General features: G+C 71.3%; 25 protein-coding genes. 12 read left to right on the top strand and 13 right to left on the bottom strand.

Annotation, left to right across the window (positions count from 1 at the left end; genetic code table 11):
• The first annotated feature begins 99 nt into the window (after positions 1-99).
• Positions 100-579, top strand: coding sequence for an NUDIX domain-containing protein (locus IF43_RS0102925; RefSeq protein WP_030193378.1), 480 nt, complete (start codon positions 100-102; stop codon positions 577-579).
• Positions 580-607: 28 nt separating this feature from the next.
• Here IF43_RS0102925 and IF43_RS0102920 read toward each other — a convergent pair whose 3' ends face one another.
• Together IF43_RS0102920 and IF43_RS0102915 are read right to left on the bottom strand one after the other, a co-directional pair.
• The gene (locus IF43_RS0102920) at positions 608-1,876 is read right to left on the bottom strand and encodes a globin domain-containing protein (RefSeq protein WP_078909869.1); all 1,269 of its coding nucleotides are present in this window, start codon (positions 1,874-1,876) and stop codon (positions 608-610) included.
• 142 nt (positions 1,877-2,018) lie between these two features.
• Positions 2,019-2,669, bottom strand: a complete 651-nt coding sequence (locus IF43_RS0102915) for an HAD family phosphatase (RefSeq protein WP_030193376.1) — start codon at positions 2,667-2,669, stop codon at positions 2,019-2,021.
• 188 nt (positions 2,670-2,857) lie between these two features.
• Between IF43_RS0102915 and IF43_RS0102910 the strand changes: the two genes are divergently transcribed.
• Together IF43_RS0102910 and IF43_RS0102905 are read left to right on the top strand one after the other, a co-directional pair.
• Positions 2,858-3,733, top strand: a complete 876-nt coding sequence (locus IF43_RS0102910) for a GNAT family N-acetyltransferase (RefSeq protein ID WP_030193375.1) — start codon at positions 2,858-2,860, stop codon at positions 3,731-3,733.
• A gap of 16 nt (positions 3,734-3,749) precedes the next feature.
• Positions 3,750-4,925, top strand: coding sequence for a winged helix DNA-binding domain-containing protein (locus tag IF43_RS0102905; RefSeq protein WP_030193373.1), 1,176 nt, complete (start codon positions 3,750-3,752; stop codon positions 4,923-4,925).
• A 26-nt stretch (positions 4,926-4,951) separates the two neighbouring features.
• Here IF43_RS0102905 and IF43_RS0102900 read toward each other — a convergent pair whose 3' ends face one another.
• The 3 genes from IF43_RS0102900 to IF43_RS0102890 form a co-directional block, all read right to left on the bottom strand.
• Positions 4,952-6,340, bottom strand: a complete 1,389-nt coding sequence (locus tag IF43_RS0102900; protein ID WP_030193371.1) for a serine hydrolase — start codon at positions 6,338-6,340, stop codon at positions 4,952-4,954.
• Positions 6,341-6,462: 122 nt separating this feature from the next.
• Positions 6,463-7,056 carry a response regulator transcription factor gene (locus IF43_RS0102895; protein ID WP_234331931.1) on the bottom strand — a complete coding sequence of 198 codons (594 nt, stop codon included), beginning with the start codon at positions 7,054-7,056 and terminating at the stop codon, positions 6,463-6,465.
• Between the two features lie 82 nt (positions 7,057-7,138).
• Positions 7,139-8,296, bottom strand: a complete 1,158-nt coding sequence (locus IF43_RS0102890) for a sensor histidine kinase (protein ID WP_051794585.1) — start codon at positions 8,294-8,296, stop codon at positions 7,139-7,141.
• 178 nt (positions 8,297-8,474) lie between these two features.
• Between IF43_RS0102890 and IF43_RS0102885 the strand changes: the two genes are divergently transcribed.
• Positions 8,475-8,687 carry a hypothetical protein gene (locus tag IF43_RS0102885; protein WP_030193365.1) on the top strand — a complete coding sequence of 71 codons (213 nt, stop codon included), beginning with the start codon at positions 8,475-8,477 and terminating at the stop codon, positions 8,685-8,687.
• 98 nt (positions 8,688-8,785) lie between these two features.
• Positions 8,786-9,352 (top strand): dihydrofolate reductase family protein, encoded by a 567-nt coding sequence (locus IF43_RS0102880; RefSeq protein WP_030193363.1) that lies wholly within the window; start codon positions 8,786-8,788, stop codon positions 9,350-9,352.
• A 6-nt stretch (positions 9,353-9,358) separates the two neighbouring features.
• On the opposite strand, the gene dnaB is transcribed toward IF43_RS0102880, so the two are convergent.
• Entirely contained in the window at positions 9,359-10,849 is a 1,491-nt protein-coding gene (dnaB, locus tag IF43_RS0102875) for a replicative DNA helicase (RefSeq protein WP_030193362.1), read from the bottom strand.
• A 447-nt stretch (positions 10,850-11,296) separates the two neighbouring features.
• Here dnaB and IF43_RS0102870 point away from each other — a divergent pair, with 447 nt between their 5' ends.
• The gene (locus IF43_RS0102870) at positions 11,297-12,634 is read left to right on the top strand and encodes an MATE family efflux transporter (protein ID WP_030193360.1); all 1,338 of its coding nucleotides are present in this window, start codon (positions 11,297-11,299) and stop codon (positions 12,632-12,634) included.
• A 188-nt stretch (positions 12,635-12,822) separates the two neighbouring features.
• Here the strand turns inward: IF43_RS0102870 and rplI are convergent, their stop codons facing one another.
• The 4 genes from rplI to rpsF all read right to left on the bottom strand — a co-directional run bounded on the left by rplI (position 12,823) and on the right by rpsF (position 14,521).
• Positions 12,823-13,269 (bottom strand): 50S ribosomal protein L9, encoded by a 447-nt coding sequence (gene rplI / locus IF43_RS0102865; RefSeq protein WP_030193358.1) that lies wholly within the window; start codon positions 13,267-13,269, stop codon positions 12,823-12,825.
• An 18-nt stretch (positions 13,270-13,287) separates the two neighbouring features.
• Positions 13,288-13,524: a 30S ribosomal protein S18 gene (rpsR, locus tag IF43_RS0102860; RefSeq protein WP_005315025.1), complete on the bottom strand. Its 237-nt coding sequence runs from the start codon at positions 13,522-13,524 to the stop codon at positions 13,288-13,290.
• Positions 13,525-13,567: 43 nt separating this feature from the next.
• Positions 13,568-14,158, bottom strand: a complete 591-nt coding sequence (locus IF43_RS0102855) for a single-stranded DNA-binding protein (RefSeq protein ID WP_030193357.1) — start codon at positions 14,156-14,158, stop codon at positions 13,568-13,570.
• Positions 14,159-14,230: 72 nt separating this feature from the next.
• The gene (rpsF, locus tag IF43_RS0102850) at positions 14,231-14,521 is read right to left on the bottom strand and encodes a 30S ribosomal protein S6 (protein WP_004950685.1); all 291 of its coding nucleotides are present in this window, start codon (positions 14,519-14,521) and stop codon (positions 14,231-14,233) included.
• A gap of 270 nt (positions 14,522-14,791) precedes the next feature.
• Here rpsF and IF43_RS0102845 point away from each other — a divergent pair, with 270 nt between their 5' ends.
• From IF43_RS0102845 to IF43_RS0102835, 3 genes are all read left to right on the top strand, one after another.
• Positions 14,792-15,106, top strand: a complete 315-nt coding sequence (locus IF43_RS0102845) for a hypothetical protein (protein WP_030193356.1) — start codon at positions 14,792-14,794, stop codon at positions 15,104-15,106.
• A 144-nt stretch (positions 15,107-15,250) separates the two neighbouring features.
• Positions 15,251-16,369: a peptidoglycan bridge formation glycyltransferase FemA/FemB family protein gene (locus tag IF43_RS0102840; RefSeq protein WP_030193355.1), complete on the top strand. Its 1,119-nt coding sequence runs from the start codon at positions 15,251-15,253 to the stop codon at positions 16,367-16,369.
• Positions 16,370-16,451: 82 nt separating this feature from the next.
• The gene (locus tag IF43_RS0102835) at positions 16,452-17,483 is read left to right on the top strand and encodes an alanine racemase (RefSeq protein ID WP_030193354.1); all 1,032 of its coding nucleotides are present in this window, start codon (positions 16,452-16,454) and stop codon (positions 17,481-17,483) included.
• Between the two features lie 120 nt (positions 17,484-17,603).
• Here the strand turns inward: IF43_RS0102835 and IF43_RS0102830 are convergent, their stop codons facing one another.
• Both IF43_RS0102830 and IF43_RS0102825 read right to left on the bottom strand, forming a co-directional pair.
• The gene (locus IF43_RS0102830; protein WP_030193351.1) at positions 17,604-19,052 is read right to left on the bottom strand and encodes a glycosyltransferase family 87 protein; all 1,449 of its coding nucleotides are present in this window, start codon (positions 19,050-19,052) and stop codon (positions 17,604-17,606) included.
• A gap of 139 nt (positions 19,053-19,191) precedes the next feature.
• Complete coding sequence (locus IF43_RS0102825; protein ID WP_030193349.1) at positions 19,192-21,969, bottom strand: transglycosylase domain-containing protein; 2,778 nt, start codon at positions 21,967-21,969, stop codon at positions 19,192-19,194.
• A gap of 272 nt (positions 21,970-22,241) precedes the next feature.
• Here IF43_RS0102825 and IF43_RS0102820 point away from each other — a divergent pair, with 272 nt between their 5' ends.
• From IF43_RS0102820 to IF43_RS0102810, 3 genes are all read left to right on the top strand, one after another.
• Entirely contained in the window at positions 22,242-22,844 is a 603-nt protein-coding gene (locus tag IF43_RS0102820) for a PadR family transcriptional regulator (RefSeq protein WP_030193347.1), read from the top strand.
• A gap of 50 nt (positions 22,845-22,894) precedes the next feature.
• Positions 22,895-23,977 carry an inositol-3-phosphate synthase gene (locus IF43_RS0102815; RefSeq protein WP_030193345.1) on the top strand — a complete coding sequence of 361 codons (1,083 nt, stop codon included), beginning with the start codon at positions 22,895-22,897 and terminating at the stop codon, positions 23,975-23,977.
• Between the two features lie 120 nt (positions 23,978-24,097).
• Positions 24,098-25,366: an MFS transporter gene (locus IF43_RS0102810; RefSeq protein ID WP_030193343.1), complete on the top strand. Its 1,269-nt coding sequence runs from the start codon at positions 24,098-24,100 to the stop codon at positions 25,364-25,366.
• 75 nt (positions 25,367-25,441) lie between these two features.
• Here the strand turns inward: IF43_RS0102810 and IF43_RS0102805 are convergent, their stop codons facing one another.
• Positions 25,442-26,884: a CCA tRNA nucleotidyltransferase gene (locus tag IF43_RS0102805; protein ID WP_030193341.1), complete on the bottom strand. Its 1,443-nt coding sequence runs from the start codon at positions 26,882-26,884 to the stop codon at positions 25,442-25,444.
• Positions 26,885-26,933 lie beyond the last annotated feature (49 nt).

Raw genomic sequence — 26,933 nt, 5'->3', positions numbered from 1 at the left:
GCCCGGCGGTGGAGCCCGCGGGACCGTGGGGGGCGCCGGACCGGCCCTGATCGCCCACCGGGGCGTTTCAGACGCCCGGTACCGGGCCACTCTCTTCCCATGACCGAACGTCCCGTGGTCAAACGCACCGCCCGCGCCATCCTGCTCGACGGTGACGACCTGATCCTCATCAAGCGCACGAAGCCCGGAGTCGATCCCTACTGGCTCACCCCCGGCGGGGGAGTGGAGCCCGATGACGCGACCGTCGTCGACGCCCTGCACCGCGAGGTGCACGAGGAGCTCGGCGCGAAGATCACCGACGTGGTGCCCTGCTTCGTCGACACCGTGGAGCACATCGCCGAGGGCGGGGTGACCGGGGTGAAGGTGCAGCACTTCTTCGTCTGCCGCCTGGAGTCCATGGACCCGCGCCAGCGGCACGGCCCCGAGGTCGACGAGCCGCAGGGGGAGTACGAGATCGTCCGGGTGCCCTTCAGCCGGGTCGGGATCGCGGCGGTCCACCTGGTACCGCTGTCCCTGCGGCACTACCTGGACGGGAACATCGAGGGCGTGCGCGCGATGCACGCGCCCGACCTGGGCTGACCGGCCGGGCCGGGCGGGTCCGCCCGGCTCAGCCCGCGGCCACCAGCTCCTCCACGGCGTCGTGCCGGATCCGCTCCCCCGGGATGCCGATCCGTTTCAGCGCGGCGACCCCGCTGCGGATCATGGCGGGCGGCCCGGAGATGAACGCGTCGTACGAGCTCCAGGGCCCGTGCTCGCCGACGGCGTCAGGCAGCTGCCCCGTGAGCCCGTCGGAGACCACCGGGCGGACCGAGAGCCACGGGTGCGACTGCTGGAGGCCGAGAAGGGTGTCGATGTCGTACAGGTCGCCGTCCCGGCGCGCCCCGTAGAACACCTCGACCGGGCGCCGCTCGCCGTGCTCGGCGACGTCTTCGATCATGGCCTTGATCGGGGCGATGCCGGTACCGCCGCCCAGGCACAGCATCCCGTTGTCCGTGCTGTGGTCGACGACCATCGAGCCGGCCGGCGGGCCCAGGCGCAGGACGTCCCCCGGGCGGGCGTGCCGGACGAGGGCGGTGGAGACCCAGCCCGCGGGCACGGCCTTGACGTGGAAGGACAGCAGCCCGTCGGAGCGGGGGGCGGAGGCGAAGGAGTAGTGCCGCCAGACCCGGGGCCACCAGGGGGTCTCCAGGCTGGTGTACTGCCCGGCCAGGAACGGGTACGGCTGGTCCGGTCGGACCGTGACGACGGCGATGTCCGGGGTGCGCAGGTCGTGCGAGACGACCTCGGCGTGCCACCAGGCGGGCCGGACCTGCTCGTCCTCCGCAGCCGCGTCGATCATGACCTGCGAGATCGTGGTGTACGCCCGCACCCACGCGGCCTCGGCCTCGGGCCCCCAGGAGTCGGCCGCGTACCGGGAGAGCGCCCCGATGAGGGCCTCGCCGACGGCCGGGTAGTGCTGGGGCAGGGTGCCGTACTTGCGGTGGCCGCTGCCCAGTCGGCGCAGGTACGGGACGAGCACCTGCGGGTTGTCGATGTGCTCGGCAGCGGTCAGCAGGGCCTTCAGGAGCCGGTCGCGCTGGACGTCCATCGCGGCCGGGAACAGCTCTCGGAGTTCGGGGTGGCCGGTGAAGACCAGGGCGTAGAAGTACGAGGTGACGTTGTCGGCGATCGGGGCGATCTCCGCCAGCGTGCGGCGGATGACGACCGCGTCGGCCGAGGGCTCGGCGCCGTCGGCCGCGAAGAGCCCGCCGGCCGGGTCCGGCTCCGCACGGGGGGCGGGGACGGCCGGTGGGGCGGTGGCGGGCCTCGGCGCGGGGCGGCCCACCAAACGTATCTGGGTCGTGCCCCTGGCGGGTCTGGTGGGCGGTGCGTCCATGCGGTGCCTCGCTTAGAGCATCTCGGTGGTCTGCGCGCGCCTGGGGGTCGAATCCGCGGTTCCGGGCTTTCGCAGCATGGCAGGCCCTGTACCGCAGCTGGGGCAAAACGCGGAAACTCCGCGTTTCGCACGGGATTTCTGGCTAGGATCCGGCGTTCTGGCGCGGGCCCGACCGGGTCAGCCCGAAGGCCTCCCGGAGGTCCCGTCCCTCGTAGACGTGCGTGGCCGAGGCGGCCAGATGGGGCCGGGCGTTGACCGCGACCGAGACCGGCACCGCGGCGAAAAGCGCCTCGTCCGTCACGGAGTCCCCGTAGGCCACGCAGTCGCTCCGGCTCACCCCGAAACGGGCGCAGAGCCGGTCGGCGACCTCCACCTTTCCGGCGGGGGTCAGGACGCCGCTGACGTCCACGGGCCGGGTGAAGGGAACGGCGGGGAACACCGAACCGTGGGCCGCGTGCGCACCCCATTCCAGGAGCAGCTCCACGAAGAACGACGGGGAGAGGGAGATGACGGCGCAGTAGTCGCCCCGCTCGCGGATCTCCTGCCAGACCTCCTGGATCCCCACCAGCCACGGCGCTCCGTCGAAGGCCGCCCGGACATGGGCGGGGGTGAGCTCGGACCACAGGGCGTGCAGCCGCACCGCGAACTCGGGCGGTCCGATCCGCCGCTCGCTGAACTCCCGCTCCAGTGCCGCGGTCTCGGCGGACAGGCCGAGCTGACGGGAGATCTCGACGGGCGCGGCGGAGCCGTGCATCAGAGTTCCGTCGAGATCGAAGAGGTGGAGGGCGGTCATGACAGTCGAGGCTAGACGCTCGGTTTCACGTGAAACACCGTGTTTCACGTGAAACATGGCCGCCCTTGACCGGATCACGTCCCTCTCGGAGCGGACGTTTCACGTGAAACATCGACGTTCCGGCGTCCCGGCCCCGGATCGCCGAAATCCGCTGGACGGGGGTCGGGACCTCGGCCAAGCTGTCGCGCGTGCCGACCTCACCCCTCTCCACGCTGACGATCCGCCCGCTGACCGTGGAGGACCTCGCGCGCTGCGCCGACCTCTCCGAAGACCGTGACTGGCCCCGCGAGGAACACAAGTGGGGGCTGCTGCTGGCCGCGGGCACGGGGTACGGCATCGACGCCCCCGACGGCCGGGGACTGGCCGCCGCCTGCGTGGTCACCCGGTACGGGGACTCCGCCGAGACCCCGGAGCTGGCCGCGATCGGCATGGTGCTGGTCGCCCGACGCTACGCCCGCCAGGGGCTGGGCCGCCGGCTGATGACCTCCGTCTGCGAGGAGCTGCACCCGGTCCCGCTCACGCTGCACGCCACCCCGAACGGCCGCCCGCTCTACGAAGAGCTCGGTTTCACGGCGCCGGGGCGAGCGGAGATGCTGGTGGGCGCGTTCCGGCCGGTCGGGGACGAGAGCACCGAAGGCGTACGGCCCGCCGTCGCCGAGGACCTCCGGGCCGTCCTCGAACTGGACCGCGAGGTGTTCGGCACCGCCCGCACGCACATGGTCGCCCGCCTGCCCGCCTTCGCCGACCACCTGCTGGTCGCCCACGACCCGGACGGCCGGCTCATCGGGTACGCCGCGGCCTGGCCCAACATGCACACCCATGTCGTCGGCCCGCTCATCGCCCGGGACACGGCGACGGCCAAGGCGCTGGTCACCGCACTCGCCGCCCGTACCGACCGGCCGCTGCGCACCGATATCGACGTCCGCCACGAGGAGTTGCGGGCCTGGCTCGCCGATCGCGGCCTGGACGTCGTCTTCTCCAACGCCGTGATGACCCGCGGCATCCCCGACCTGCCGGGCGACTGGACGCGCCGGTTCGCACCACTGACGGTGGCCGCCGGCTGAGCCTACGATCCGGGGCATGACCAAGAGCCGTCCCACCCTCACCACGGCCGACCGACGGAACCGGCTGGCACTGCGCCACCGCCTGGCCCCCTCGGTGCACGCGCGCACCGCCGCCGAAGCCGCGGACGCCGTGGTCGCCCTGCACGCGACCGACGCGGCGACGGTCTACCTCTCCGCCCGCGCCCGGACCGCAGGCCTCGACGTGGCGTCGATGGAGGCCGAGTTCTACGACGAGCACGCGGTGGTCAGGTTCCTGAGCATGCGCCGCACCCTGTTCGCCGTCTCCCGGGAGATGGCACCCTACGTGGACTCGGGGGCGGCCCGGGCGATCGCCGCCAAGGAGCGCACCACACTCCTCAAGCACTTGGAGGAGGACGGCCACGGGCTGGACGCGGCCTGGCTGGCCGAGGCGGAGGCCGCGACCCTCGCCGCCCTCGACGAGCACGGCCCCTCGACCGGCACCGAACTCGCCGCAGCCGTACCGCAGCTCCGACACAAGATCACCGTGTTCCCGGGCCAGAAGTGGGAGACCGTCCAGGGCGTGGCCACCCGGGTCATCCGCCAGCTGGCCGCCGACGGCCGGATCCGGCGCGACCGGCCGCGGGGCAGCTGGACCTCCAGCCAGTTCCGCTGGATCCACACCGAGCCCTGGCCGCAGCTGCCCCCGCCCGAGGCCCGGGCCGAGCTCGCCCGTCGCTGGCTGCGCGCGTACGGGCCGGCCACCGAGGCCGACCTGAAGTGGTGGACCGGCTGGACCCTGACCGAGACCCGCAGGGCCCTCGCGGCCGTGGGACCGGACGAGGTGCTGCTCGACGGCGGGAGGGCCGCGCTGGTCTCCTCCGGTGACACCGAGCCGGTTCCCGAACCCGAGCCGTGGGTGGCGCTGCTGCCCGGCCTCGACCCCAGCGCGATGGGCTGGGCCGACCGCGGGTTCCACCTCGACGCGGAGCACCGCCCGGCGCTGTTCGACCGCGCGGGCAACGTCGGGCCCACGGTGTGGTGGAACGGCGAGATCGTCGGGGGTTGGGCCCAGCGGGCCGACGGCGAGGTCGTCGTGCGCCTGTTCGCCGACCACGGGACGGAGGCCGCCCGCCTCGTCGAGGACGAGGCGGCCCGGCTCTCCGCATGGCTCGGCGAGGCCCGGATCACCCCCCGGTTCCGGACCCCGCTCGAACGCGAACTGAGCGCCTAGCGATCGGCGTCACACCTGCCGGGGACTCACAGGCCCTGGTCGGAGCCGCGCCAGCCGCGGGGGTCCAGCCCGCCGGGAATGGGCGCGGCCGGGTCGTACGGGGTCCTGGTGAACACGAACGACGCCAGGTCCAGGTGGCTCAGGGTGCCGTCGGGCCGCCGTACGGGGCGCAGGGTCTCGCCCGCGTAGTAGCCGTTCAGCCCGGTCCAGGTGCCGTCCGGTTCCGCCCGCAGCCGCGAGGACCGGCCCATGGCGCCGACCGGGCCCAGTTCCAGACCGCCGTCCCGGGTGAGCCGCAGCAGGTGGGGGGCCGTGCCCCAGTACCAGGGCCCGGTCAGCTCCAGCAGCGCCGGGTCGACCGAGGGCATCGGCCGCCACGGCTCCGGGATGCGCGGCTCGGCCTCGGCGACGATCCGTACGAGGTCCGCCGCGACCGTCGCGGCGGGTACGCCGGAGGTGCAGTTGGCCAGCACCACGGCCGCCACGTCGTCCGCCTCGCTGAACCACAGCCCCGCCACGAACCCGGGCAGCGAACCGCTGTGCCCGGCCAGCGTCCGGTCCGCCACCTTCGTGAGCTGCAGCCCCAGCGCGTACCCGCCGTCGGCCATGCCCGGCTCGGGCGGCGAGGCGGGCGCGCGCATCTCGCGCACCGTCTCCGCGCGCAGCACCCGGTCGTCGCCGGCCAGCAGGAAGGCCGCGAACCGGGCGAGGTCCGCCGTGGTCGACCACAGCGCACCCGCCGGGGCCATCAGCCCCAGGTCCTCCAGCGGCTCCGGCAGCATCGCGTCGGCCCACGGGTGCACGGCCCAGCCACCCGCGTGCGGGGCCCGCGGCAGGGCGCTGGTGCGGTGCAGGCCCAACGGCTCGAGGACCTCGTCCTCCAGCACCTCCGCCCAGGGCCGGCCGCGCAACGCCTCGACGAGGGCGCCCAGCAGCGTGTAGCCGGGGTTGGAGTAGTGGTGGCGGCGGCCCGGCGCGTGCTTGAAGGGCTCCGCGCCGAGGACGTCGGACAGCGCGGGCCGCAGGCCGCCGGGCGAGCGCTCCCACCACTCACCGGGCGTCTCGGCGGCCAGCCCGCCCGCGTGGCACAGCAATTGGGCGATCGTCACCTCGCCGGCACCGGTTCCGGGCAGGTGCTTCTCCAGCGGGTCGTTCAGGTCCAGCAGGCCCTCGTCGCGCAGCCGCATGACGAGCACTGCCGTGAAGGTCTTGCTGATCGAACCGATCCGGTACTGCACGTTCCCGTCGGGGGCGTGGCCGTCCACGCTGGAGCGGGCGCCGTCCCAGACGGTGTGCCCGCCGCGCACCACGGCGGCGACGAGGGAGGGGGAGCGGCCCTCGCTCTGGGCGACGGCGATGCGGTGCAGCAGGGCCCGGCGGGTGCCCGGGAGCAGTTCTTCGGGTGCGGAAGTCATGGCGGCAGCTTCGCACCCCGGGCGGCGCGGGCCCGCACGCGTTTCGCCCGGTCGCTCCGGACGGCGTCGGCGGACCCGCGGACCTTCTCCACGTGGCCCCGGGCGCCGGCGTCCGCGCCGGGTCAGGACTCGCCCGCGTCGTTGACCAGGAGCGCGAGCTGGACCCGGTTGGTCAGGCCCAGCTTCGCCATGATGCGCGAGACGTTGGTCTTGACGGTGGGGAGGCTCATGTACAGCTCGGCCGCGATCTCCGCGTTCGCCTTGCCCTCCCCCACCGCGAGGGCGACCTCCCGCTCGCGCGGGCCGAGGGCCGTCAGCCGCTCACGGGCCCGCGCGGCCCGCCCGGCCGGCGCACCGCCGGCGACCTGGGCGATCAGCTGACGCGTGACGTCGGGGGAGAGCACCGGCTCGCCCGCCGCCACGGCGCGGACCGCCGCGACGATCCGCGGCGGCGGGGTGTGCTTGAGCAGGAAGCCGGCCGCACCCGCCCGCAGGGCGCGCAGTACGTGCTCGTCGGTGTTGAAGGTGGTCAGCACGACGACCTCGGGCGGGTGGGGCCCGGCGCGCAACGCCTCCGTGGCGGTCAGCCCGTCCACCCCCGGCATGCGGATGTCCATGAGCACCACGTCGGGGGCGAGTTCGGCGACCCGGTCGGCCACCTCCGCGCCGTCGGCGGCCTCGCCGACGACCTCGATGCCGGGGGCTCCGCCGAGCATCAGGCGCAGACCCGAGCGGACCAGCGCGTCGTCGTCGACGAGCAGGACGCGGACGGCCGCGGGCTCGTTCACCGGGGGCTCCTCACGGGGTCGGGTCGGGCTCCGCCGGTCGGCGCGGCCCGCTCCACGGTAGCCAGGCGCGGAGTCGGAACTCCGCCCCGGTGGAGCCGTGTTCGAGCCTTCCGTCCGCGAGCCGGACCCGCTCCGCCAGGCCGACCAGGCCGTGCCCGGCCCCGGGGATGGGGCGGTCGCGGTCGGCGGCGGGCAGCGGGTTGCGCACCTCGACGGCCAGGCCCTCGCCCGGACCGCCGCTGACCGTCACGGTCACCGGCTGTTCCGGGGCGTGCTTGCGGGCGTTGGTGAGCCCTTCCTGGACGATCCGGTAGGCGGTGCGACCGGTCGGGGCGGGGAGGGCGGCCGGTTCGGCGACGGCCTGGTCGAGCGTGACGGGCGTCCCCGTCCCCCGGGACTCGGCGGCCAGCCGCGGCAGGTCGGCGAGGGTGGGCTGGGGGCGCTCGGCGCCGTCCGCCGGTACCGGGGAGCGCAGCACTCCGATGATCTCCCGCAGGTCCTCCAGGGCCTGGTGCGCGCTGTCCCGGATCACCCCCGCGGCGCGCCGCACCTCGGCCGGCGGGGCGTCGGGGTGGTACTCCAACGCGCCCGCGTGGACGCTGAGCAGCGACAGCCGGTGGGCGAGGACGTCGTGCATCTCGCGGGCGATGTCCTCGCGCGCGGCGCGCTGGGCCTCCGCCTCGGCCCGGACGGCGCGGTCGCGCAGCTCCTCGACCAGGCGGCGCCGGGAGCGCACGTACAGGCCCCAGCCGAAGGCGGCCGCCACCAGTGCGAAGTAGACGATGCCCGAGGTGGTTGCGGGCAGGTCGGGGTCGGGGCGCTGGACGACGAACACCACCAGCGGGACGGCGGCGGCCGCCGCGACCCACCGCGTGGTGCGCGGGGACCGGTGGGCGGCGACGGTGAACAGGGCCACGAGGGTGGGTCCGGTGACGAAGTGCGAGAGCTTGCCGGCGACCAGCAGTACCAGCGCCAGCTGCACGGCCCACCGGCGCCGCAGGAACAGCGCCGCGCAGGCGAGTCCGCCGACCAGTTGCTCGTGGAACACCGTCGCCTCGGACAGGTCCCGCCCCGCCACCACGACGTCCGAGGTGGCGACGGAGAAGGTGGCCGCGAACAGGAAGCAGCCGAGGTCGGCCAGGCGGTCGCGGGCGGTGGGGCGGCTCATGTCCGCAATCTACGGTCCCGGCGCCGCGGCGCGGCCGGCCCGCGGAGCGGCCGCGCCCTTCGGAACCGCGATCGATACCTTGGTACGACAGCGGCGGCGCGGAGGCGCGACTTCGGTCGGCACGGCCGCGCCCGGCGCCCGATACCGGCCGCACCGGGCGGTCCCTAGCGTCGGAGCCATGAAGAAGATCCTCGGTTTCCTCGGCTTCGTCCTCATCGCCGGCGGCCTCAGCGGCCTGGTCCACGAGTGGTTCGACGGCTTCCGTCTGTTCGGCTTCCTGCGCCACCTCGCCCCGGACGGCTACGAGCTCTACGCGAGCATCGTGTACGTCGTGGTCGGCGTCGCCGTGTCCCTGTACGCGGACTCCCTGAAGGAGTCGCCCTCGGAGTGAGCGCCCCGACCGGGGGCCGCCAGTCGGCCCTGCACGGGTCTCGCGGCGCGTGGGCGCTGGTATATACGCCGGACACCCACGGACGGAAGGCCGGGCCCATGCGGAAACTGATCTACGGCATGAACCTGACGCTGGACGGCTACATCGCCGCGGCCGGCGACGACATCGGCTGGAGCGGCCCGCCGAGCCCCGAGCTGTTCCAGTCGTGGCTCGACCACGAGCGGGCGAGTGCGCTGTCGCTGTACGGGCGCAAGCTGTGGGAGACGATGAGCTCCTACTGGCCGACCGGCGACCAGAAGCCCGGCGCCACCCCGGCGGAGATCGAGTTCGCGCGGAACTGGCGGGACACGCCGAAGGTGGTGTTCTCCTCGACGATCGACGAGGTCGACTGGAACGCCCGCCTGGTCAGCGGCGACGCGATCGCCGAGATCACCCGGCTCAAGGCCGAGGACGGCGGCCCCATGAGCATCGGCGGCGCAACGCTGGCCGGCGCGGCCATGCGCGCCGGGCTGGTCGACGAGTACGTGATCGCCACCCATCCGGTCCTGGTGGGCGGCGGCACGCCGTTCTTCACCGCGCTGGACAACTGGGTGAACCTGAACCTGGTGGAGACGCGGACGTTTCCCGGCGGCGTGGTCCTGACCCGGTACGAGACGAGGCGCTGAGCAGGGTCAGGTGTTGGCCATGTCCACGAAGCGGGAGTAGTGGCCCTGGAAGGCGACGGTGATCGTGGCCGTGGGGCCGTTACGGTGCTTGGCGACGATCAGGTCGGCCTCGCCCGCGCGGGGGGACTCCTTCTCGTAGGCGTCCTCACGGTGCAGCAGGATGACCATGTCGGCGTCCTGCTCGATGGAGCCGGACTCACGCAGGTCGCTGACCATCGGCTTCTTGTCCGTACGCTGCTCGGGGCCTCGGTTCAGCTGGGAGAGCGCGATCACCGGGACCTCGAGTTCCTTGGCCAGGAGCTTGAGGTTACGGGACATGTCCGAGACCTCCTGCTGACGGCTCTCGGGGCGCCGCGCGCCGCCGGACTGCATCAGCTGGAGGTAGTCGATCACGACGAGCGAGAGGTCCTGGCGCTGTTTGAGGCGGCGGCACTTCGCGCGGATCTCCATCATCGACAGGTTCGGGGAGTCGTCGATGTAGAGCGGGGCGGCGGAGACGTCCGGCATGCGGCGGGCCAGCCGGGTCCAGTCGTCGTCCGTCATCGTGCCGGAGCGCATGTGGTGCAGGGCCACCCGGGCCTCTGCGGACAGCAGGCGCATCGCGATCTCGTTGCGCCCCATCTCGAGGGAGAAGATGACGCTGGGCAGGTTGTTCTTGATGGACGCCGCCCGGGCGAAGTCCAGCGCGAGCGTCGACTTACCCATGGCGGGACGGGCCGCGATGACGATCATCTGACCGGGGTGCAGGCCGTTGGTGAGGGAGTCGAGGTCGGTGAAGCCCGTGGGGACACCGGACATCTGACCGCTGCGGGAGCCGATCGCCTCGATCTCGTCGAGCGCGCCCTCCATGATGTCGCCCAGCGGCAGGTAGTCCTCGGAGGTCCGCTGCTCGGTGACGGCGTAGATCTCGGCCTGGGCCTTGTTGACGATCTCGTCGACGTCGCCGTCGGCGGCGTACCCCATCTGCGTGATCTTGGTGCCGGCCGAGACCAGGCGGCGCAGCACGGCCCGCTCGTGGACGATCTCCGCGTAGTACTCGGCATTGGCGGCGGTGGGCACGGACTGCACGAGGGTGTGCAGGTACGCCGCGCCGCCGACCTTGGTGATCTCGCCGCGCTTGGTCAGCTCGGCGCCGACCGTGATCGGGTCGGCCGGCTCGCCCTTGGCGTAGAGGTCGAGGATCGCCTGGTAGATCATCTCGTGGGACGGGCGGTAGAAGTCGGGGCCCTTGAGGATCTCCACGACGTCCGCGATGGCGTCCTTGGACAGCAGCATGCCGCCCAGCACCGACTGCTCGGCGTCCAGGTCCTGCGGCGGGACGCGCTCGAAGCCGCCACCGCCGTCGTCCCAGGCACCGCCCTCGCGGCCGCGCTCGGGCTGGTCCTCGCCGCGCCGACCGGGTCCGCCCTCGCCGCGACGCGGTCGGGAGACCGGAAGGCGGTCGCTGGGGCTGCCGTCGACGGCCCAGGGGTCCTCCATGGGCTCGGGGATGCTCACCGGGCCGTCTCCTCCCGTCCGCCGTGCGGACCTTCCCGTGCCACTCTTTGTACGCCACGGCTCTGACATTTCACGTGCCCGAATCGCGCACTGCGGCAGCTCCGGCGGATGCCGGGGAGAGACGGGACGACGGTCAACGGTAGGCCTGCCGGCACCGTCAGCCAATCTGGTTATCCACAGGCTGTGTGGATGAGGGCCCGAAGTCTGTGGGTAACTCCGCGGAACCTGTGTACGGACCGGGGGACGGCACTGTGGACAAACTCACGCACAGCACTAGCTCACACCACTTGACCTGCACTTTCCCCATCCGGACCCTGTGGGGGACAAAAACTTGGACGAGGGTTTCAAGATCGCCGCGAACCGTGCACGAACAGGCTCCCGATCCCCTCGAAAGTAAGAGTCCCAATGCCTTTGCGTCCATTACCTGTGGAAGATTAGATTGAACACATGACACAAGCCCCCGCGCCGCCGAAGGTCGCCGCCGGACGCCACGACCGCGAGATCCTCGCCCTGGCCGTGCCCGCGTTCGGCGCCCTGGTCGCCGAGCCGCTCTTCGTCCTGGCCGACAGCGCCATCGTGGGCCACCTCGGCACCCCGCAGCTCGCCGGGCTCGGTGTCGCCGCCGCTCTCCTGACGACCGCCGTGAGCGTCTTCGTCTTCCTCGCCTACGCCACCACCGCGGCGGTCGCCCGCCGCGTCGGCGCGGGCGACCTCCAGGCCGCGATCCGTCAGGGCATGGACGGCATCTGGCTCGCCCTGATCCTCGGCGCCGCCGTCATCGCCGTCTTCCTGGCCACCGCCCCGGGGCTGGTCTCGTTGTTCGGCGCCTCGGACACCGCGACCCCGTACGCCGTCACGTACCTGCGCATCTCCGCGCTCGGCATCCCCGCCATGCTCGTCGTCCTGGCCGCCACCGGCGTACTGCGCGGTCTCCAGGACACCCGCACGCCGCTGTACGTCGCCATCGGCGGGTTCGCCGCCAACGCCGCCCTCAACCTCGGCCTCGTCTACGGTGCCGGGCTCGGCATCGCCGGATCCGCCTGGGGCACGGTCATCGCCCAGTGCGCGATGGCCGCCGCGTACCTCGTCGTGGTGGTCCGCGGCGCCCGGCGGCACGGCGCCTCGCTGCGCCCCGACGCGGCCGGCATCCGGGCCTGCGCCCAGGCCGGAGCCCCGCTGCTGGTGCGCACCCTGTCGCTGCGCGCGATCCTGATGATCGCCACCATGGTCGCCGCCCGCCTCGGGGACGCCGAGATCGCGGCGCACCAGATCCTGCTGTCGCTGTGGAGCCTGCTCGCCTTCGCCCTGGACGCCATCGCCATCGCCGGACAGGCGATCATCGGCCGCTACCTCGGGGCCGACGACGCGGTGGGGGCCAAGGCCGTCTGCCGCCGGATGGTCCGGTGGGGCGTCGTCTCCGGCCTGGTCCTCGGTCTCCTGGTGATCGTGACCCGGCCCCTGTTCGTCCCGCTCTTCACGAGCGATCCGAGCGTCGAGGCGGCCCTGCTGCCCGCGCTGCTGGTGATGGCCCTCTCCCAGCCGGTCTCCGGCATCGTGTTCGTGCTGGACGGCGTGCTGATGGGTGCCGGCGACGGCCCGTACCTGGCCGGAGCCATGCTGGTGACGCTGGCGGTCTTCGCCCCCTTCGCCCTGCTGGTCCCCGTGATCGGCGGCGGGCTGACCACGCTCTGGTGGGCCATGACGCTGATGATGCTGGTCAGGATGGCCACCTTGCAGCTGCGGGCCCGCTCCGGCCGCTGGCTGGTCACCGGCGCCACCCGCTGAGCGTCGGCCGGTCGATGTTTCACGTGAAACACCGACCGCCGCCGCAGGCACCACCGGTGCCGCGCGCGGGGCGATGTTTCACGTGAAACGGAAACGGGCCCACGAACGGGCCCAGGACGTCCCAGGCCAGCGGTCCCAGGAACGGCAAAGGGCCGCACCCCGGGGGGTGCGGCCCTTCAGCGCGGCACTCAGGCGCCGACGACCTCGACGCCCAGCTTCGCGACGACGTCAGCGTGCAGACGCACGGAGACCTGGTGCGAGCCGAGGGTCTTGATCGGGGCACCCAGCTCGACACGACGCTTGTCGGTCTTCGGGCCACCCGCAGCCTCGATCGCCGTGGCGACGTCGGCCTGGGTCACGGAGCCGAAGAGACGGCCGGCGTCGCCCGAACGGACGGCCAGACGAACCTTCAGACCCTCGAGCGCAGCCTTGACCTCGTTGGCCTGCTCGATGGTCGCGATCTCGTGGATCTTGCGGGCGCGGCGGATCTGCGCCACGTCCTTCTCGCCACCCTTGGTCCAGCGGATCGCGAAACCACGCGGAACCAGGTAGTTGCGAGCGTAGCCGTCCTTGACGTCGACGACGTCGCCAGCGGCACCGAGGCCGGACACCTCGTGGGTCAGGATGATCTTCATGATTCGGTCACCCTTTCCTTAGCGCGCGGTGGACGTGTAGGGCAGCAGTGCCATCTCACGGCTGTTCTTGACGGCCGTGGCGACGTCACGCTGGTGCTGCGTGCAGTTGCCGGTCACGCGACGGGCACGGATCTTGCCGCGGTCGGAAATGAACTTCCGCAGCATGTTCGTGTCCTTGTAGTCCACGTACGCGGTCTTGTCCTTGCAGAACGCGCAGACCTTCTTCTTAGGCTTGCGCACAGGCGGCTTCGCCATGGTGTTTCTCCTGTGTGATCAAGAAGTTTGGGTACGAGCTGCCCTAGAAGGGAGGCTCGTCCGAGTAGCCGCCGCCGTTGCCGCCGGAGCTGCCGCCCCAACCGCTACCGCCGCCCTGCTGGCCGCCGGACGGTGCGCTGGAAGCCCACGGGTCGTCGGAGGGAGCTCCGCCGCCCTGCTGGCCACCACTGGGGGCTCCGCCCCAGCCGCCACCGCCGCCGCCCTGCTGGCCGCCGCCACCGCCGCCGTAGCCACCCTGGCCGCCGCGACCGGTGGTCTTGGTGACCTTGGCCGTGGCGTTGCGCAGGCTCGGGCCGACCTCGTCGACCTCGAGCTCGAAGACCGTGCGCTTGACACCGTCGCGGTCGTCGTACGACCGCTGCTTCAGCCGGCCCTGCACGACGACGCGCATGCCTCGCTGGAGCGACTCGGCGACGTTCTCCGCCGCCTGGCGCCACACCGAGCAGGTCAGGAACAGGCTCTCGCCGTCCTTCCACTCATTGGTCTGGCGGTCGAAGGTGCGGGGGGTCGACGCGACACGGAACTTCGCGACTGCCGCCCCGGACGGGGTGAAGCGCAGCTCGGGGTCGTCGACAAGGTTGCCGACTACCGTGATGACGGTCTCGCCTGCCATGGATGAACCTCTCGGCGGGGATTGCTGCTGGCTGCTTGTGCTACTCGAACCCGATTACCTCTGAGCGGAAGCTCAGTGGGTCTCGGGGCGGAGGACCTTGGTCCGGAGGACCGACTCGTTCAGGTTCATCTGGCGGTCGAGCTCCTTGACGACCGCAGGCTCGGCCTGCAGGTCGATGACCGAGTAGATGCCCTCGGGCTTCTTCTTGATCTCGTAAGCGAGACGACGACGGCCCCAGGTGTCGACCTTCTCGACCTTTCCGTTGCCCTCACGGACGACGGAGAGGAAGTTCTCGATCAGCGGGGAGACAGCGCGCTCCTCGAGATCGGGGTCGAGGATGACCATCACCTCGTAGTGACGCATGTGGAACCCACCTCCTTTGGACTCAGCGGCCACGGTCGTTCCGTGGCAGGAGGGTCGTGATGCGTGCCGCGCGGGTCTCCAGAGAGCAGAGACCGCGCAGACCGTACAGAGTACCTGCTCCCCTCCTTCCGGTTGAAATCCGGCGAGGGGGGGCCACAATCTGTACACAACGGGTGTGCGCGGTGCTATGCCCGCCGACGGGTGCGAACCCGCCGGGGAACAGGGCGGTGTACCCGCGGCACCACATTCCAGAGCCGGGAGGTGCCCCTCATGGCACAGGCCATCCGACCCCAGTCCCAGATCTCCCTCCTCTCCACCGACGGCAAGCCGCACCCGCTCCAGGACACCCTGATGGCGGTCACACTGATCCTCGGCGCCGTGTCGTTCATCACCGCGTGGTTCTACAACCTGCACCTGCTGACCTCGTGGACCGGCCTCATCGGAATCCTCACGGGGGCCTACGGCCAGTTCATCTCGGAGACGACACGCGAGCGCTTCGCACTGATCATCGGCCTTGGCGCGTCCGGCATCGGGTTCTATCTGGGCATGGCCCACGGCGGCCTCTTCGGCGGCGTGGTGAGCTGAGGGACGCCTCCCCCGCGACGGACACCTGCGCACGTGGAGGGGCGGTCCGGGCACGACTGCCGGGCCGTCCCCCAGAAGGGTGGCGCCCTTGTCGCAGTAGGCTTCGCGGCATACCCAGCGAAGCCGCCGGAGGAGACGCCCCGCATGAGCCTGTCCCTGAGGACCATCAGCCGAGAGCAGCATCTGGCCTACATCCAGAGCCTGCCCTCGGCGAGCCACTGCCAGGTCCCGGCGTGGGCCGACGTCAAGAACGAGTGGCGGTCCGAGAACCTCGGCTGGTTCGACAAGTCCGGCGAGCTCGTCGGCGCGGCCCTGGTCCTGTACCGCCAGCTGCCCAAGGTGAAGCGGTACCTCGCGTACCTGCCCGAGGGCCCGGTCATCAACTGGTTCGCCCCCAACCTCGAGGACTGGCTCCAGCCGATGCTGGCCCACCTCAAGCAGCAGGGCGCGTTCACGGTCAAGATGGGCCCGCCGGTCGTCATCCGCCGCTGGAACGCGACCGCGATCAAGGCCGGCATCCAGGACCCCGAGGTCAAGCGCCTGCGGGACGTCGAGGCCACCTTCATCGAGCCGCGCGCCTTCGAGGTCTCGGACAAGCTGCGCCGCATGGGATGGCAGCAGGGCGAGGACGGCGGTGCCGGCTTCGGCGACGTCCAGCCGCGCTACGTCTTCCAGGTGCCGCTCGCCAACCGCTCGCTGGACGACGTCCTCAAGGGCTTCAACCAGCTGTGGCGCCGCAACATCAAGAAGGCCGAGAAGGCCGGCGTCGAGGTCGTCCAGGGCGGTTACGAGGACCTGGCCGAGTGGCAGCGCCTGTACGAGATCACCGCCGAGCGCGACAAGTTCCGCCCGCGCCCGCTCAGTTACTTCCAGCGCCAGTGGACGGCCCTCAACTCCGAGGACCCGAACCGGATGCGCCTGTACCTGGCCAAGCACGAGGGCGAAGCCCTGGCCGCTGCCACGATGCTGACGGTGGGCCAGCACGTCTGGTACTCCTACGGCGCCTCCGCGAACCACAAGCGCGAGGTCCGCCCGTCGAACGCCATGCAGTGGCGCATGCTGCGGGACGCGTACGCGCTCGGCGCGAGCGTCTACGACCTGCGCGGCATCAGCGACTCCCTCGACGAGACGGACCACCTGTTCGGCCTGATCCAGTTCAAGGTCGGCACCGGCGGCGAGGCCGTGGAGTACGTCGGCGAGTGGGACTTCCCGCTCAACAAGCTGCTGCACAAGGCGCTCGACATCTACATGTCCCGCCGCTGACGATCGACCCGGCGGACCGCTGACGCGGCTGCCGGGACTCCAGTCGAGACCCCCCACTTTCGAGAAAGGCTCCGGACGGGCGATGGCGCTCACGCTCTACGTCGACACCGCGCGCTGGCGTGCGCACCACAAGCAGGTGCTGGACCAGTTCCCCGGTCTGATCCCGGTCTGCAAGGGCAACGGATACGGCTTCGGCCACGATCGGCTCGCCGACGAGGCGACCCGGCTCGGCGCGGACGTGCTGGCGGTCGGCACGACGTACGAGGCCGCCCGCATCAAGGACATGTTCAGCGGCGACCTGCTGGTCCTGACCCCGTACCGGCGGGGCGAGGAGCCGGTCCCGCTGCCGGACCGGGTGATCCGCTCCGTGTCGTCCGTGGACGGCGTCCGCGCCCTGGTCGGCGTCCGCGTGGTCATCGAGGTCATGAGCTCGATGAAGCGGCACGGCATCACCGAGGACGAGCTCGGCCTGCTGGCGGGGGCCGTCGACGACATCCGCCTCGAGGGCTTCGCGATCCACCTGCCGCTCGACCGCCCCGACGGCTCCGACGCCGTCGAGGAGGTCATCGCCTGGATGGACCGGCTGCGCGCGGCCCGGCTGCCGCTGCACACGATGTTCGTCAGCCACCTGCGGGCCGAGGAGCAGGCCCGGCTCCAGCAGCAGTTCCCGCAGACCCGCTTCCGCGCCCGGATCGGTACGCGGCTGTGGCTGGGCGACCACGACGCGACGGAGTACCGCGGCGCGGTCCTGGACGTCACGCGCGTCAACAAGGGGGACCGCTTCGGCTACCGCCAGCAGAAGGCCGCCTCGGACGGCTGGCTGGTCGTGGTCGCGGGCGGCACCTCGCACGGCGTGGGCCTGGAGGCGCCGAAGGCGCTGCACGGTGTGATGCCGCGGGCCAAGGGCGTGGCGCGGGCCGGCCTGGCCACCGTCAACCGGAACCTTTCTCCGTTCGTCTGGGCCGGCAAGCAGCGCTGGTTCGCCGAGCCCCCGCACATGCAGGTCTCGATCCTCTTCGTGCCGTCCGACGCCGACGAGCCGAAGGTCGGCGACGAGCTGGTGGCCCACCTGCGGCACACCACGACGCAGTTCGACCGCCTGGTGGAGCGCTGACGCACGGCGGGGGGCGCTGATCCTCCGACGCGGTGGTCAGGACTCCCGACGCGGTGGTCAGGACTCCCGACGCGGTGGTCAGGACTCCCGGCGCAGGGGTCAGGACCCTCGGCGCGGGGGTCAGGACCCCCAGTCCACCCGCTGACCCGCCGAGGGCGCCGCGTACCGCGGTGCCCTCGCGGCGTCTCCGAGCACGAACACGTCCGGCGCCCCGTCGAGCACCCCGCCCGAGGGGTCGTCCGAGCCGTCCCGGCGGACGACGTCCCGGTCGGGCCGCAGGATGTCGCGCACCACGACGGCGCACAGGTACAGCGTCGCCAGCAGGTGGGCGGCGATCGCGACCTGGTAGCCCTCCAGGGGCAGGCCCTGGTGCTTGTCCCCGCCGGTCGAGTAGGCCAGGTAGAACCAGATGCCCAGGAAGTAGAGGACCTCGCCGGCCTGCCAGATCAGGAAGTCGCGCCAGCGCGGCCGGGCCAGGGCCGCGAGCGGGACGAGCCACAGCACGTACTGCGGTGAGTACACCTTGTTGGTGAGGACGAAGGCCGCCACGACGAGGAAGGCCAGCTGGGCGAAGCGGGGCCGGCGCGGGGCGGTCAGCGCCAGTACCGCGAGGCCGCCGCAGAGGCCGAGCATGAGCAGGACCGCGTACGTGTTGGCGGCGTCCAGCGGGTTCCCGGTGCGCTGGGAGATCAGCAGCCAGAGCGAGCCGAAGTCGATGGGCCGCTCCTGGCTGAAGGTGTAGAACTTCTTCCACCCCTCCGGCGCGAACAGCATGACCGGCACGTTCACCAGGAGCCAGGAGCTGACCGCGCCCGACACCGCCAGACCGTACGTGCGCCACGTCCCGGCCCGCCAGCACAGCACCAGCAGCGGTCCGAGCAGCAGCACCGGGTAGAGCTTGGCGGCGGTGGCCAGGCCCAGCAGGACGCCGAAGGCGAGCGCCCGGCCGCGCGACCACATCAGCATCGCGGCCGCGGTCAGGGCCACGGCCAGCAGGTCCCAGTTGACGGTGGCGGTGAGCGCGAGGGCCGGTGCCAGGGCCACCAGCAGCGCGTCCCAGGGGCGGCGACGGTGCGTGCGGGCCACGCAGACCACGAGCACGGCGGCGCAGACCATGAGCATGCCGGCGTTGACCATCCAGTAGACCTGCTGGCGGTGCTCCATGGCGCCGCCGGTCGGCGTCAGCCAGGACGCGGCCTCCATGAAGAGGCCGGTCAGGACCGGGTACTCCAGGTACTCCATGTCGCCGGGCAGCCGGTCGACGTACGGGGTGAGCCCGTCGGCGAAGCCGCGGACCCGGTACAGGTGCGGGATGTCCGAGTAGCAGGCGTGCGTGTACTGCGAGGTGGCCCCGCGGAACCAGGCCCAGTCGTAGCAGGGCACCTTCTGGGCCATGCCGAGCGCGAACATGCCGAGCGCGACGATGACGACCACCCGGACCGGGGTCAGCCAGTGACCGCCGAGCAGCGCGCGGCGCCCGAGGGGCCCGCCGATCAGCTCGCTGCCGGCCGCGGCGACCTCGTCCTGCTGGGTGGGCAGTACGGGGCTGTCCCCGTGCACCTTCGTCATGGGGGTCATCCTGCCGTACACGGCTGTGCGGTGGGGCGGGGGAGACGCGGGAGGCGGACGTACCGCCGGAGGAAAGGCCCGAGGGCCGCCGCACGAGCGTGCGACGGCCCTCGGGGCCCGCTTCGGTGTACGGGCCGGGCTAGCCGGTGCCCCCGAAGAGGCTCGTCCCGCCGGAGCGGCCCGGCTTGCCCGACCGGCTGGGCGACGGGCTCGGGTCGGCCGTGGCTCCGCCGTCCAAGCCGCCGTCGGTGACTCCGCCGTCGGACTTGCCACCGTCGGACTTGCCGCCGTCGGACTTGCCTCCGTCGGAGGTGCCGGGGCAGTCCCAGTCCAGCGGGCCGCAGGACGGACGCGGCTTCCGCGTCTTCGACGGCGTGGGCGAGGGCGACTCGGACACCTCGTCGCTGGGCGAGGCCGAGGGGCTGGTGGAGATGCTCGGGCTGGCGGTGGGGGCCCCGTCGCCGTCGGCCTCGACGCCGATGTCCTCGGGCTCCGGGAACTGCTCCACCGTCTTCGGCAGGGCCGCCTTCATGTACTCGGTCCAGATCTCGGCCGGGATGTCACCACCGTGGATCGAGGAGATGCCGCCGGTGCCGTTCATCGACAGCAGCTCCTTGTCCTCGCTCGTCGGGTCGGTGCGGAAGAGGGTGACGGACGTGGAGAGCTGCGGGGTGTAGCCGACGAACCACGCCGACTTGTTCTTGTCGGTGGTACCGGTCTTGCCGGCCGCAGGACGACCGAGCTTCAGGACCTTGGTACCGGTGCCCTTCTCCACCACGTGCTCCAGCACCTTGGTGACGTTGTCGGCGATGGAGTTGTCCATGACGCGCTCAGCCTTCGGCTGCTCGAAGCCCTCGAGTGGCACGCCGTCCTTCATCCGCTCGACGGACTCGACGGAGTACGGCTCCCGGTGGGTGCCCGAGGCCGCGAAGGTGGCGTACGAGTCAGCCATGCGGATGGCGCTGGGGGTCGAGGTGCCGAGCATGAACGAGGCGTCGTCGTTCGGGTTCATCGACTCCTCGAGGATGCCGGTGGACTTGGCAACCTCGCGGATCTTGCTGTGGCCCACGTCGAAGCCGAGCTGCACGAACGGCGTGTTGATGGACTTCTGCATGGCCACGTCGAGGGTGACGTAGCCGTACGCGGTCGGGCTCTCGTTCTTCTGGCGGAACGGACGGCCGTTGTTGCCCATCACCGGATCGCCGTCGCGGTTGCGGATGACGAGCAGGTCGTTGCCGTTGTACTTGCTCATGGGCGAGATGCCCCGGCCGTCGGAGTTCTTGGTGCCGTACTCCATGGCCGCTGCCAGCACGTACGGCTTCCAGGTCGAGCCGACCGGTACGCCGGACGTGTTGGCGTTGTTGGTGAAGTGGTTCTTGTCCATGCCGGGACCGCCGTATATGGCGACGATCTTGCCGGTCTTGACGTCGACCGAGGCCGCGCCGAACTGGACGAACCTGTCCGTCTCCGGGCGCTCCTTCTCGTCGAGGAATTCCTTTCGGGTGTTGTCCACCGCCCTGGTGAGCGCCTCGACCTTTTTCTTGTCGAACGTCGTCTTGATCCGGTAGCCACCCATGTCGAGCGCGCGCTGGTCGATCTGGCCCGCGCCCTTCTTGAGGACGTACTGCTTGGCGATCTCCACCAGGTAGCCGGTCTGACCGGTCAGGGACCGGGCCGCGGACAGCGGCTGGATCTTCGGGAAGGTCTTGTACTTGTCCCGCTCTGACTGCGACATGCGGCCCACGGTCACCTCGCGGTCCAGCACCCAGGCCCAGCGCATCTTGGCCCGGTCGGTGTTGGCCTTGGGAGTGGCCGCCGCCCCGATGCCGCCGTCCGGGTTGTAGAGGTTGGGGCCCTTGAGGATCTGCGCCAGGAAGGCGCACTCGGAGGGGTCGAGCTTGTCCGCGTTCTTCTTGAAATAGGACTGAGCGGCGGCCTGGACGCCGTACGCGCCGCGCCCGAAGTAGGCCGTGTTCAGGTACCCGGCCATGACGTCTTGCTTGTCACCCGTCCACCCCAGCTTGACCGAGATCAGCAGCTCGTTGAGCTTGCGGGTCATGGTCTGGTCGGAGTCCAGGAACGTGTTCTTGACGTACTGCTGGGTGATGGTCGAGCCGCCCTGGACCGAGCCGCCCTTCGCCATGTTCCACGCGGCGCGCGCGATGCCCATCGGAGCGACGCCGTGGTCGGTGTCGAAGGACTCGTTCTCCGCCGCGATCACGGCGTCCTTCATGGCCTTGGGGATGTCGCTGTACTGGAGGATCTGCCGGTTGCGCTCACCGCCGACCGCTGCCATCTGCGTGCCGTCGGACCAGAGGTACACGTTGTTCTGGGCCGTCGCCATGTCGTTCGGGTTCGGGGTGTCGACGAACGCCAGCGCTATGCCGGTGGCCGCCGTCAGCACCGCGAAGCAGCCCAGGGCCGTGCCGCCGACCAGCTTCCACGAGGGGACGAACCGCTTCCACCCGTCCTTGTCGGAGCGGGGGTAGTTGATGAAGCGCTTGTCGGGTACGCCCCGGCCGCCGCGCCCGCCGCGTCCGCCGGCCGGTTCCGCGCCCCGGCGGCGGCTTCCGCTTCCGCGCTGCGCGGCCCGTCGGGCCTCGGCGCGGCCGCCGTAGACCGGCTGCTCCTCGCTGCGCGACTCCTGCCCGTACGGGGTGCGTCCCTGCGGGGGCTGCTGCCGCGGCGGGGGGCCGGGCGGCTGCTGGCCGTACTGGCCCCCGGGCCGGCCCGGCGCGCCCTGCCGACCGTACTGCTGCCCGCCCTGCGGCTGACCGTACGGGGGCCGCTGCTGGCCGTACTGAGGCTGTCCGTACTGCTGGCCCGGCTGGCCCCCGGGGCCTTGCGGGACCCCCCGACGGCCGCCGGAAGGGCCACCGCCCTGGGGGTGCGGGGGTTTGCGACGGTGCTCGCTCATCGAACGACTACTCCTCGGACAGGCGAGTGCGCCTGGAAGCGGCAGGTGAATTCCGGTTCCACCGGAGTCACCGCACAGACTACGCACGGTCAAAACCCTCGCAGCACCGAAGTTCACCCCAAATCAGGCAACTTGCCTCCTACGAATTGGTGATGTGACGCCGGTCACCATGTCCCCGCTTGCCGAGCGGATCACTCGGATCTATCGTCTGGATGTATCGAGTCGATACATCGGCACGACATACGGAACCAGGGGCGGAGGAGGTTCGGCGGGTGAGCAGACGCTCCGGCATCCTTGAGTTCGCCGTCCTCGGTCTGCTTCGTGAATCCCCCATGCACGGGTACGAGCTCCGCAAGCGGCTCAACACCTCGCTGGGGGTCTTCCGGGCGTTCAGTTACGGAACGCTCTATCCCTGCCTCAAGACGCTGGTCGCCAACGGCTGGTTGATCGAAGAACCGGGGAACGCCCCGGAGGACGCTCTCGCCGCATCACTCGCAGGGCGCCGCGCCAAGATCGTCTACCGGTTGACGGCGGCAGGTAAGGAGCACTTCGAGGAGCTGCTCTCCCACACCGGCCCCGACACCTGGGAAGACGAGTCCTTCGCCGCCCGCTTCGCGTTCTTCGGTCAGACCGAACGCGATGTTCGCATGCGGGTGCTCGAAGGCCGCCGGAGCCGGCTCGAGGAGCGCTTGGAGAAGATGCGCGCCTCTCTGGCCAGGACGCGTGAGCGGCTCGACGACTACACCCTCGAGCTGCAGCGGCACGGAATGGAATCCGTCGAGCGCGAAGTGCGCTGGCTGAACGAGCTCATCGAGAGCGAGCGGGCGGGTCGGGACCAGAGGCGCCCCGGACCGTCCGACGACACTGCAAAGTGAGGCCCTGCTCCGCGCAGGCCTCATCCGAGAACAAACAGGGAGCAACCGGAATGGGTTCGGTTCGCGTAGCCATCGTCGGCGTGGGCAACTGCGCCGCCTCGCTGGTCCAGGGCGTGGAGTACTACAAGGACGCCGACCCGGCGACCAAGGTCCCCGGCCTGATGCACGTGCAGTTCGGCGACTACCACGTCCGTGACGTCGAGTTCGTCGCCGCGTTCGACGTGGACGCGAAGAAGGTCGGTCTCGACCTGTCCGACGCCATCGGCGCCAGCGAGAACAACACCATCAAGATCTGCGACGTCCCGAGCAAGGGCGTGACCGTCCAGCGCGGCCACACCCTGGACGGCCTGGGCAAGTACTACCGCCAGACCATCGAGGAGTCCGCCGAGGCCCCGGTCGACGTGGTCCAGGTCCTCAAGGACCGCCAGGTCGACGTCCTGGTCTGCTACCTGCCCGTCGGCTCCGAGGACGCGGCGAAGTTCTACGCCCAGTGCGCCATCGACGCCAAGGTCGCCTTCGTCAACGCCCTCCCGGTCTTCATCGCCGGCACGAAGGAGTGGGCGGACAAGTTCACCGAGGCCGGCGTGCCGATCGTCGGTGACGACATCAAGTCCCAGGTCGGCGCGACCATCACGCACCGCGTGATGGCCAAGCTGTTCGAGGACCGCGGCGTCCGCCTCGAGCGCACCATGCAGCTCAACGTCGGCGGCAACATGGACTTCAAGAACATGCTCGAGCGCGACCGCCTCGAGTCGAAGAAGATCTCGAAGACCCAGGCCGTCACCTCGCAGATCCCCGACCGCGAGCTGGGTGACAAGAACGTCCACATCGGCCCGTCCGACTACGTCGCGTGGCTCGACGACCGCAAGTGGGCGTACGTCCGCCTCGAGGGCCGCGCCTTCGGTGACGTCCCGCTGAACCTCGAGTACAAGCTCGAGGTCTGGGACTCCCCGAACTCCGCCGGTGTCATCATCGACGCCCTGCGCGCCGCGAAGATCGCCAAGGACCGGGGCATCGGTGGCCCGATCCTCTCCGCGTCCTCGTACTTCATGAAGTCCCCGCCGGTCCAGTACTTCGACGACGAGGCCCTGGCCAACGTCGAGAAGTTCATCAAGGGCGAGGTCGAGCGCTAAGCACGCGCCGGAACCACCCAGGAGCGGGAAGCGGGCCGCGAGCCCTCGTCACCTGTTCTTCCGCGGAGGGTCCTCGGGCAATATGCCCGGGGACCCTCCGCGTATGTGACCCTTGCCCTCATGCCTGCCGTACGTGATCTGCGCGTACTCCTGCGCCTGAGGGACTTCCGCCGCCTGCTCGCCGTACGGCTGCTCTCCCAAGCCGCCGACGGCGTGTACCAGGTGGCGCTCGCCACCTACGTGGTCTTCTCACCGGAGAAGCAGACCTCGCCCGGGGCCGTCGCCTCCGCCATGGCGGTCCTGCTGCTCCCCTACTCGGTGATCGGGCCGTTCACCGGAGTCCTGCTCGACCGCTGGCGGAGGCGCCAGGTCTTCCTCTACGGCAACCTGCTGCGCGCCCTGCTGGCCTGCGGGACCGCGGTGCTGGTGCTGGCCGAGGTGCCCGACTGGCTGTTCTACGTCTCCGCGCTGTCCGTGACGGCCGTGAACCGGTTCGTCCTGGCGGGCCTCTCGGCCTCCCTGCCCCGGGTCGTGGACGCGGAGCGGCTCGTGACGGCAAACGCCCTCTCTCCGACCGCCGGGACCCTGGCCGCGGTCGCGGGCGGTGGCCTGGCCTTCGCGGTACGGCTGCTGGCGTCAGACTCCAACGCCGTGGTGGTCCTGCTGGGCGCGATGCTCTACCTCGGAGCGGGCCTGGCCTCGCTGCGGCTGCCCGTCGGGCTGCTCGGCCCCGACCGGGACCCCGACCACCGCCACCCGTCGCCGGGCGAGGCCGTGGTGCTCACCGCCCGGGGGATGGCGGCGGGCCTCCGGCACCTGGCGCAGCGCCGCGAGGCGGCCCGGGCCCTGACCGCGATGACCCTCATGCGGTTCGCCTACGGGGCCCTCACGGTGATGCTGCTGATGCTGTGCCGGTACGCCTGGTCGGACACGGAGTCCGAGGGGCTGGGCCTGCTGGGGTTGGCGGTGGGGGTGTCCGGCGGGGGCTTCTTCATGGCGGCAGTCGTCACCCCGTGGGCCGTCGGCCGCCTCGGCACCCTGGGCTGGATGACCGTACTGGCGGCGTCCGGCGCCCTGCTGGTGCCGGCGCTGGGGCTGCCGTTCGCCCCGGGGCCCATGCTCGTCGCCGCGTTCCTGCTGGGCCTGGTGACGCAGGGGGCGAAGATCTCCACGGACACCGAGGTGCAGTTCCGGGTGGACGACGCCTACCGCGGCCGCGTCTTCTCCGTGTACGACGTGCTCTTCAACGTGGCCTTCGTCGGCGCGGCCGCGGTCTCGGCGCTGATGCTCCCGCCGGACGGACGGTCGGTGCTGCTGATCGTCGCCGTGTCCGCGATCTATGCGGGTGTGGCGCTCCTCCTGATGCGCAAGAGCCGATGTTTCACGTGAAACATCGGCTCTCGGGCGTGACCGCCGCGGTCCGACGGCCGATGTTTCACGTGAAACATCGACGGCCGGCCCGGGTCAGTTCTGGGCGGCCCACCACTCCTTGAGTGCGGCGACGGCCGCGTCGCGCTCCATCGGACCGTTCTCCAGGCGCAGCTCCAACAGGAACTTGTAGGCCTGACCGATCACCGGACCGGGCCCCACGCCGAGCACGTCCATGATCTCGTTGCCGTCCAGGTCGGGCCGGATCGCGTCCAGCTCCTCCTGCTCCTTCAGCTCGGCGATCCGCACCTCCAGGGCGTCATACGTCCGGGAGAGCGCGTTGGCCTTGCGCTTGTTCCGCGTGGTGCAGTCGGAGCGGGTCAGCTTGTGGAGCCGCTCCAGCAGCGGGCCGGCGTCGCGCACGTACCGGCGCACCGCGGAATCGGTCCACTCGCCGGAGCCGTACCCGTGGAAGCGGAGGTGGAGCTCCACCAGGCGCGAGACGTCCTTGATGATCTCGTTGGAGTACTTCAGCGCGGTCAGCCGCTTCTTCGACATCTTGGCGCCCACCACCTCGTGGTGGTGGAAGGAGACCCGGCCGTCCTTCTCGAAGCGGCGGGTACGGGGCTTGCCGATGTCGTGCAGGAGGGCCGCCAGCCGGAGCACGAGGTCCGGGCCGTCCTCCTCCAGGTCGATCGCCTGCTCCAGCACCGTGAGGGAGTGCTCGTAGACGTCCTTGTGCCGGTGGTGCTCGTCACTCTCCAACCGCAGGGCCGGGAGCTCGGGCAGCACGTGGTCGGCCAGGCCGGTGTCCACGAGCAGGCCCAGACCCGTGCGCGGGTGGGAGGAGAGCAGCAGCTTGTTGATCTCGCCCTGGACGCGCTCGGCCGAGACGATCTCGATGCGGTCGGCCATCGCCTTCATCGCCGCGAGGACCTCGGGGGCCACCTCGAAGTCGAGCTGGGCCGCGAAGCGGGCGGCCCGGAGCATCCGCAGCGGGTCGTCGGAGAAGGAGTCCTCGGGGGTGCCGGGGGTGCGCAGGACGCGGGCCGCGAGGTCCTGGAGCCCGCCGTGCGGGTCGATGAACTCGTTCTCCGGCAGCGCCACGGCCATGGCGTTGACGGTGAAGTCGCGCCGGACGAGGTCGGCCTCGATCGAGTCGCCGTAGGAGACCTCGGGCTTGCGGGAGGTCCGGTCGTACGCCTCGGACCGGTAGGTCGTGACCTCGATCTGGTAGCCGTCCTTCTGCGCGCCCACGGTGCCGAACGCGATGCCGACGTCCCACGTCGTGTCCGCCCACGGTCGGACGATCTTCAGTACGTCCGCGGGACGGGCGTCCGTGGTGAAGTCCAGGTCGTTACCGAGCCGGCCCAGCAGGGCGTCGCGCACGGAGCCGCCGACCAGGGCGAGGCGGAAGCCCGCCGCCTGGAAGCGGCGCGCGAGGTCGTCGGCTACCGGAGCCACGCGCAGGAGCTCGCTCACGGCACGGTGCTGCACCTGGTTCAGGGCGCTGGGATTGTCTTCGTTGGCGTTCGGCACAACAGAAAAGGGTACGTGGCCCGCCCGGCCCCGGCCGCCGGGTTTCCCG

Source organism: Streptomyces sp. NRRL S-87 (genome assembly GCF_000719335.1).
Lineage (GTDB): Bacteria > Actinomycetota > Actinomycetes > Streptomycetales > Streptomycetaceae > Streptomyces.
Note: the sequence above shows the minus strand (reverse complement) of the source record. Positions and strands in the feature narration are given on the sequence as shown.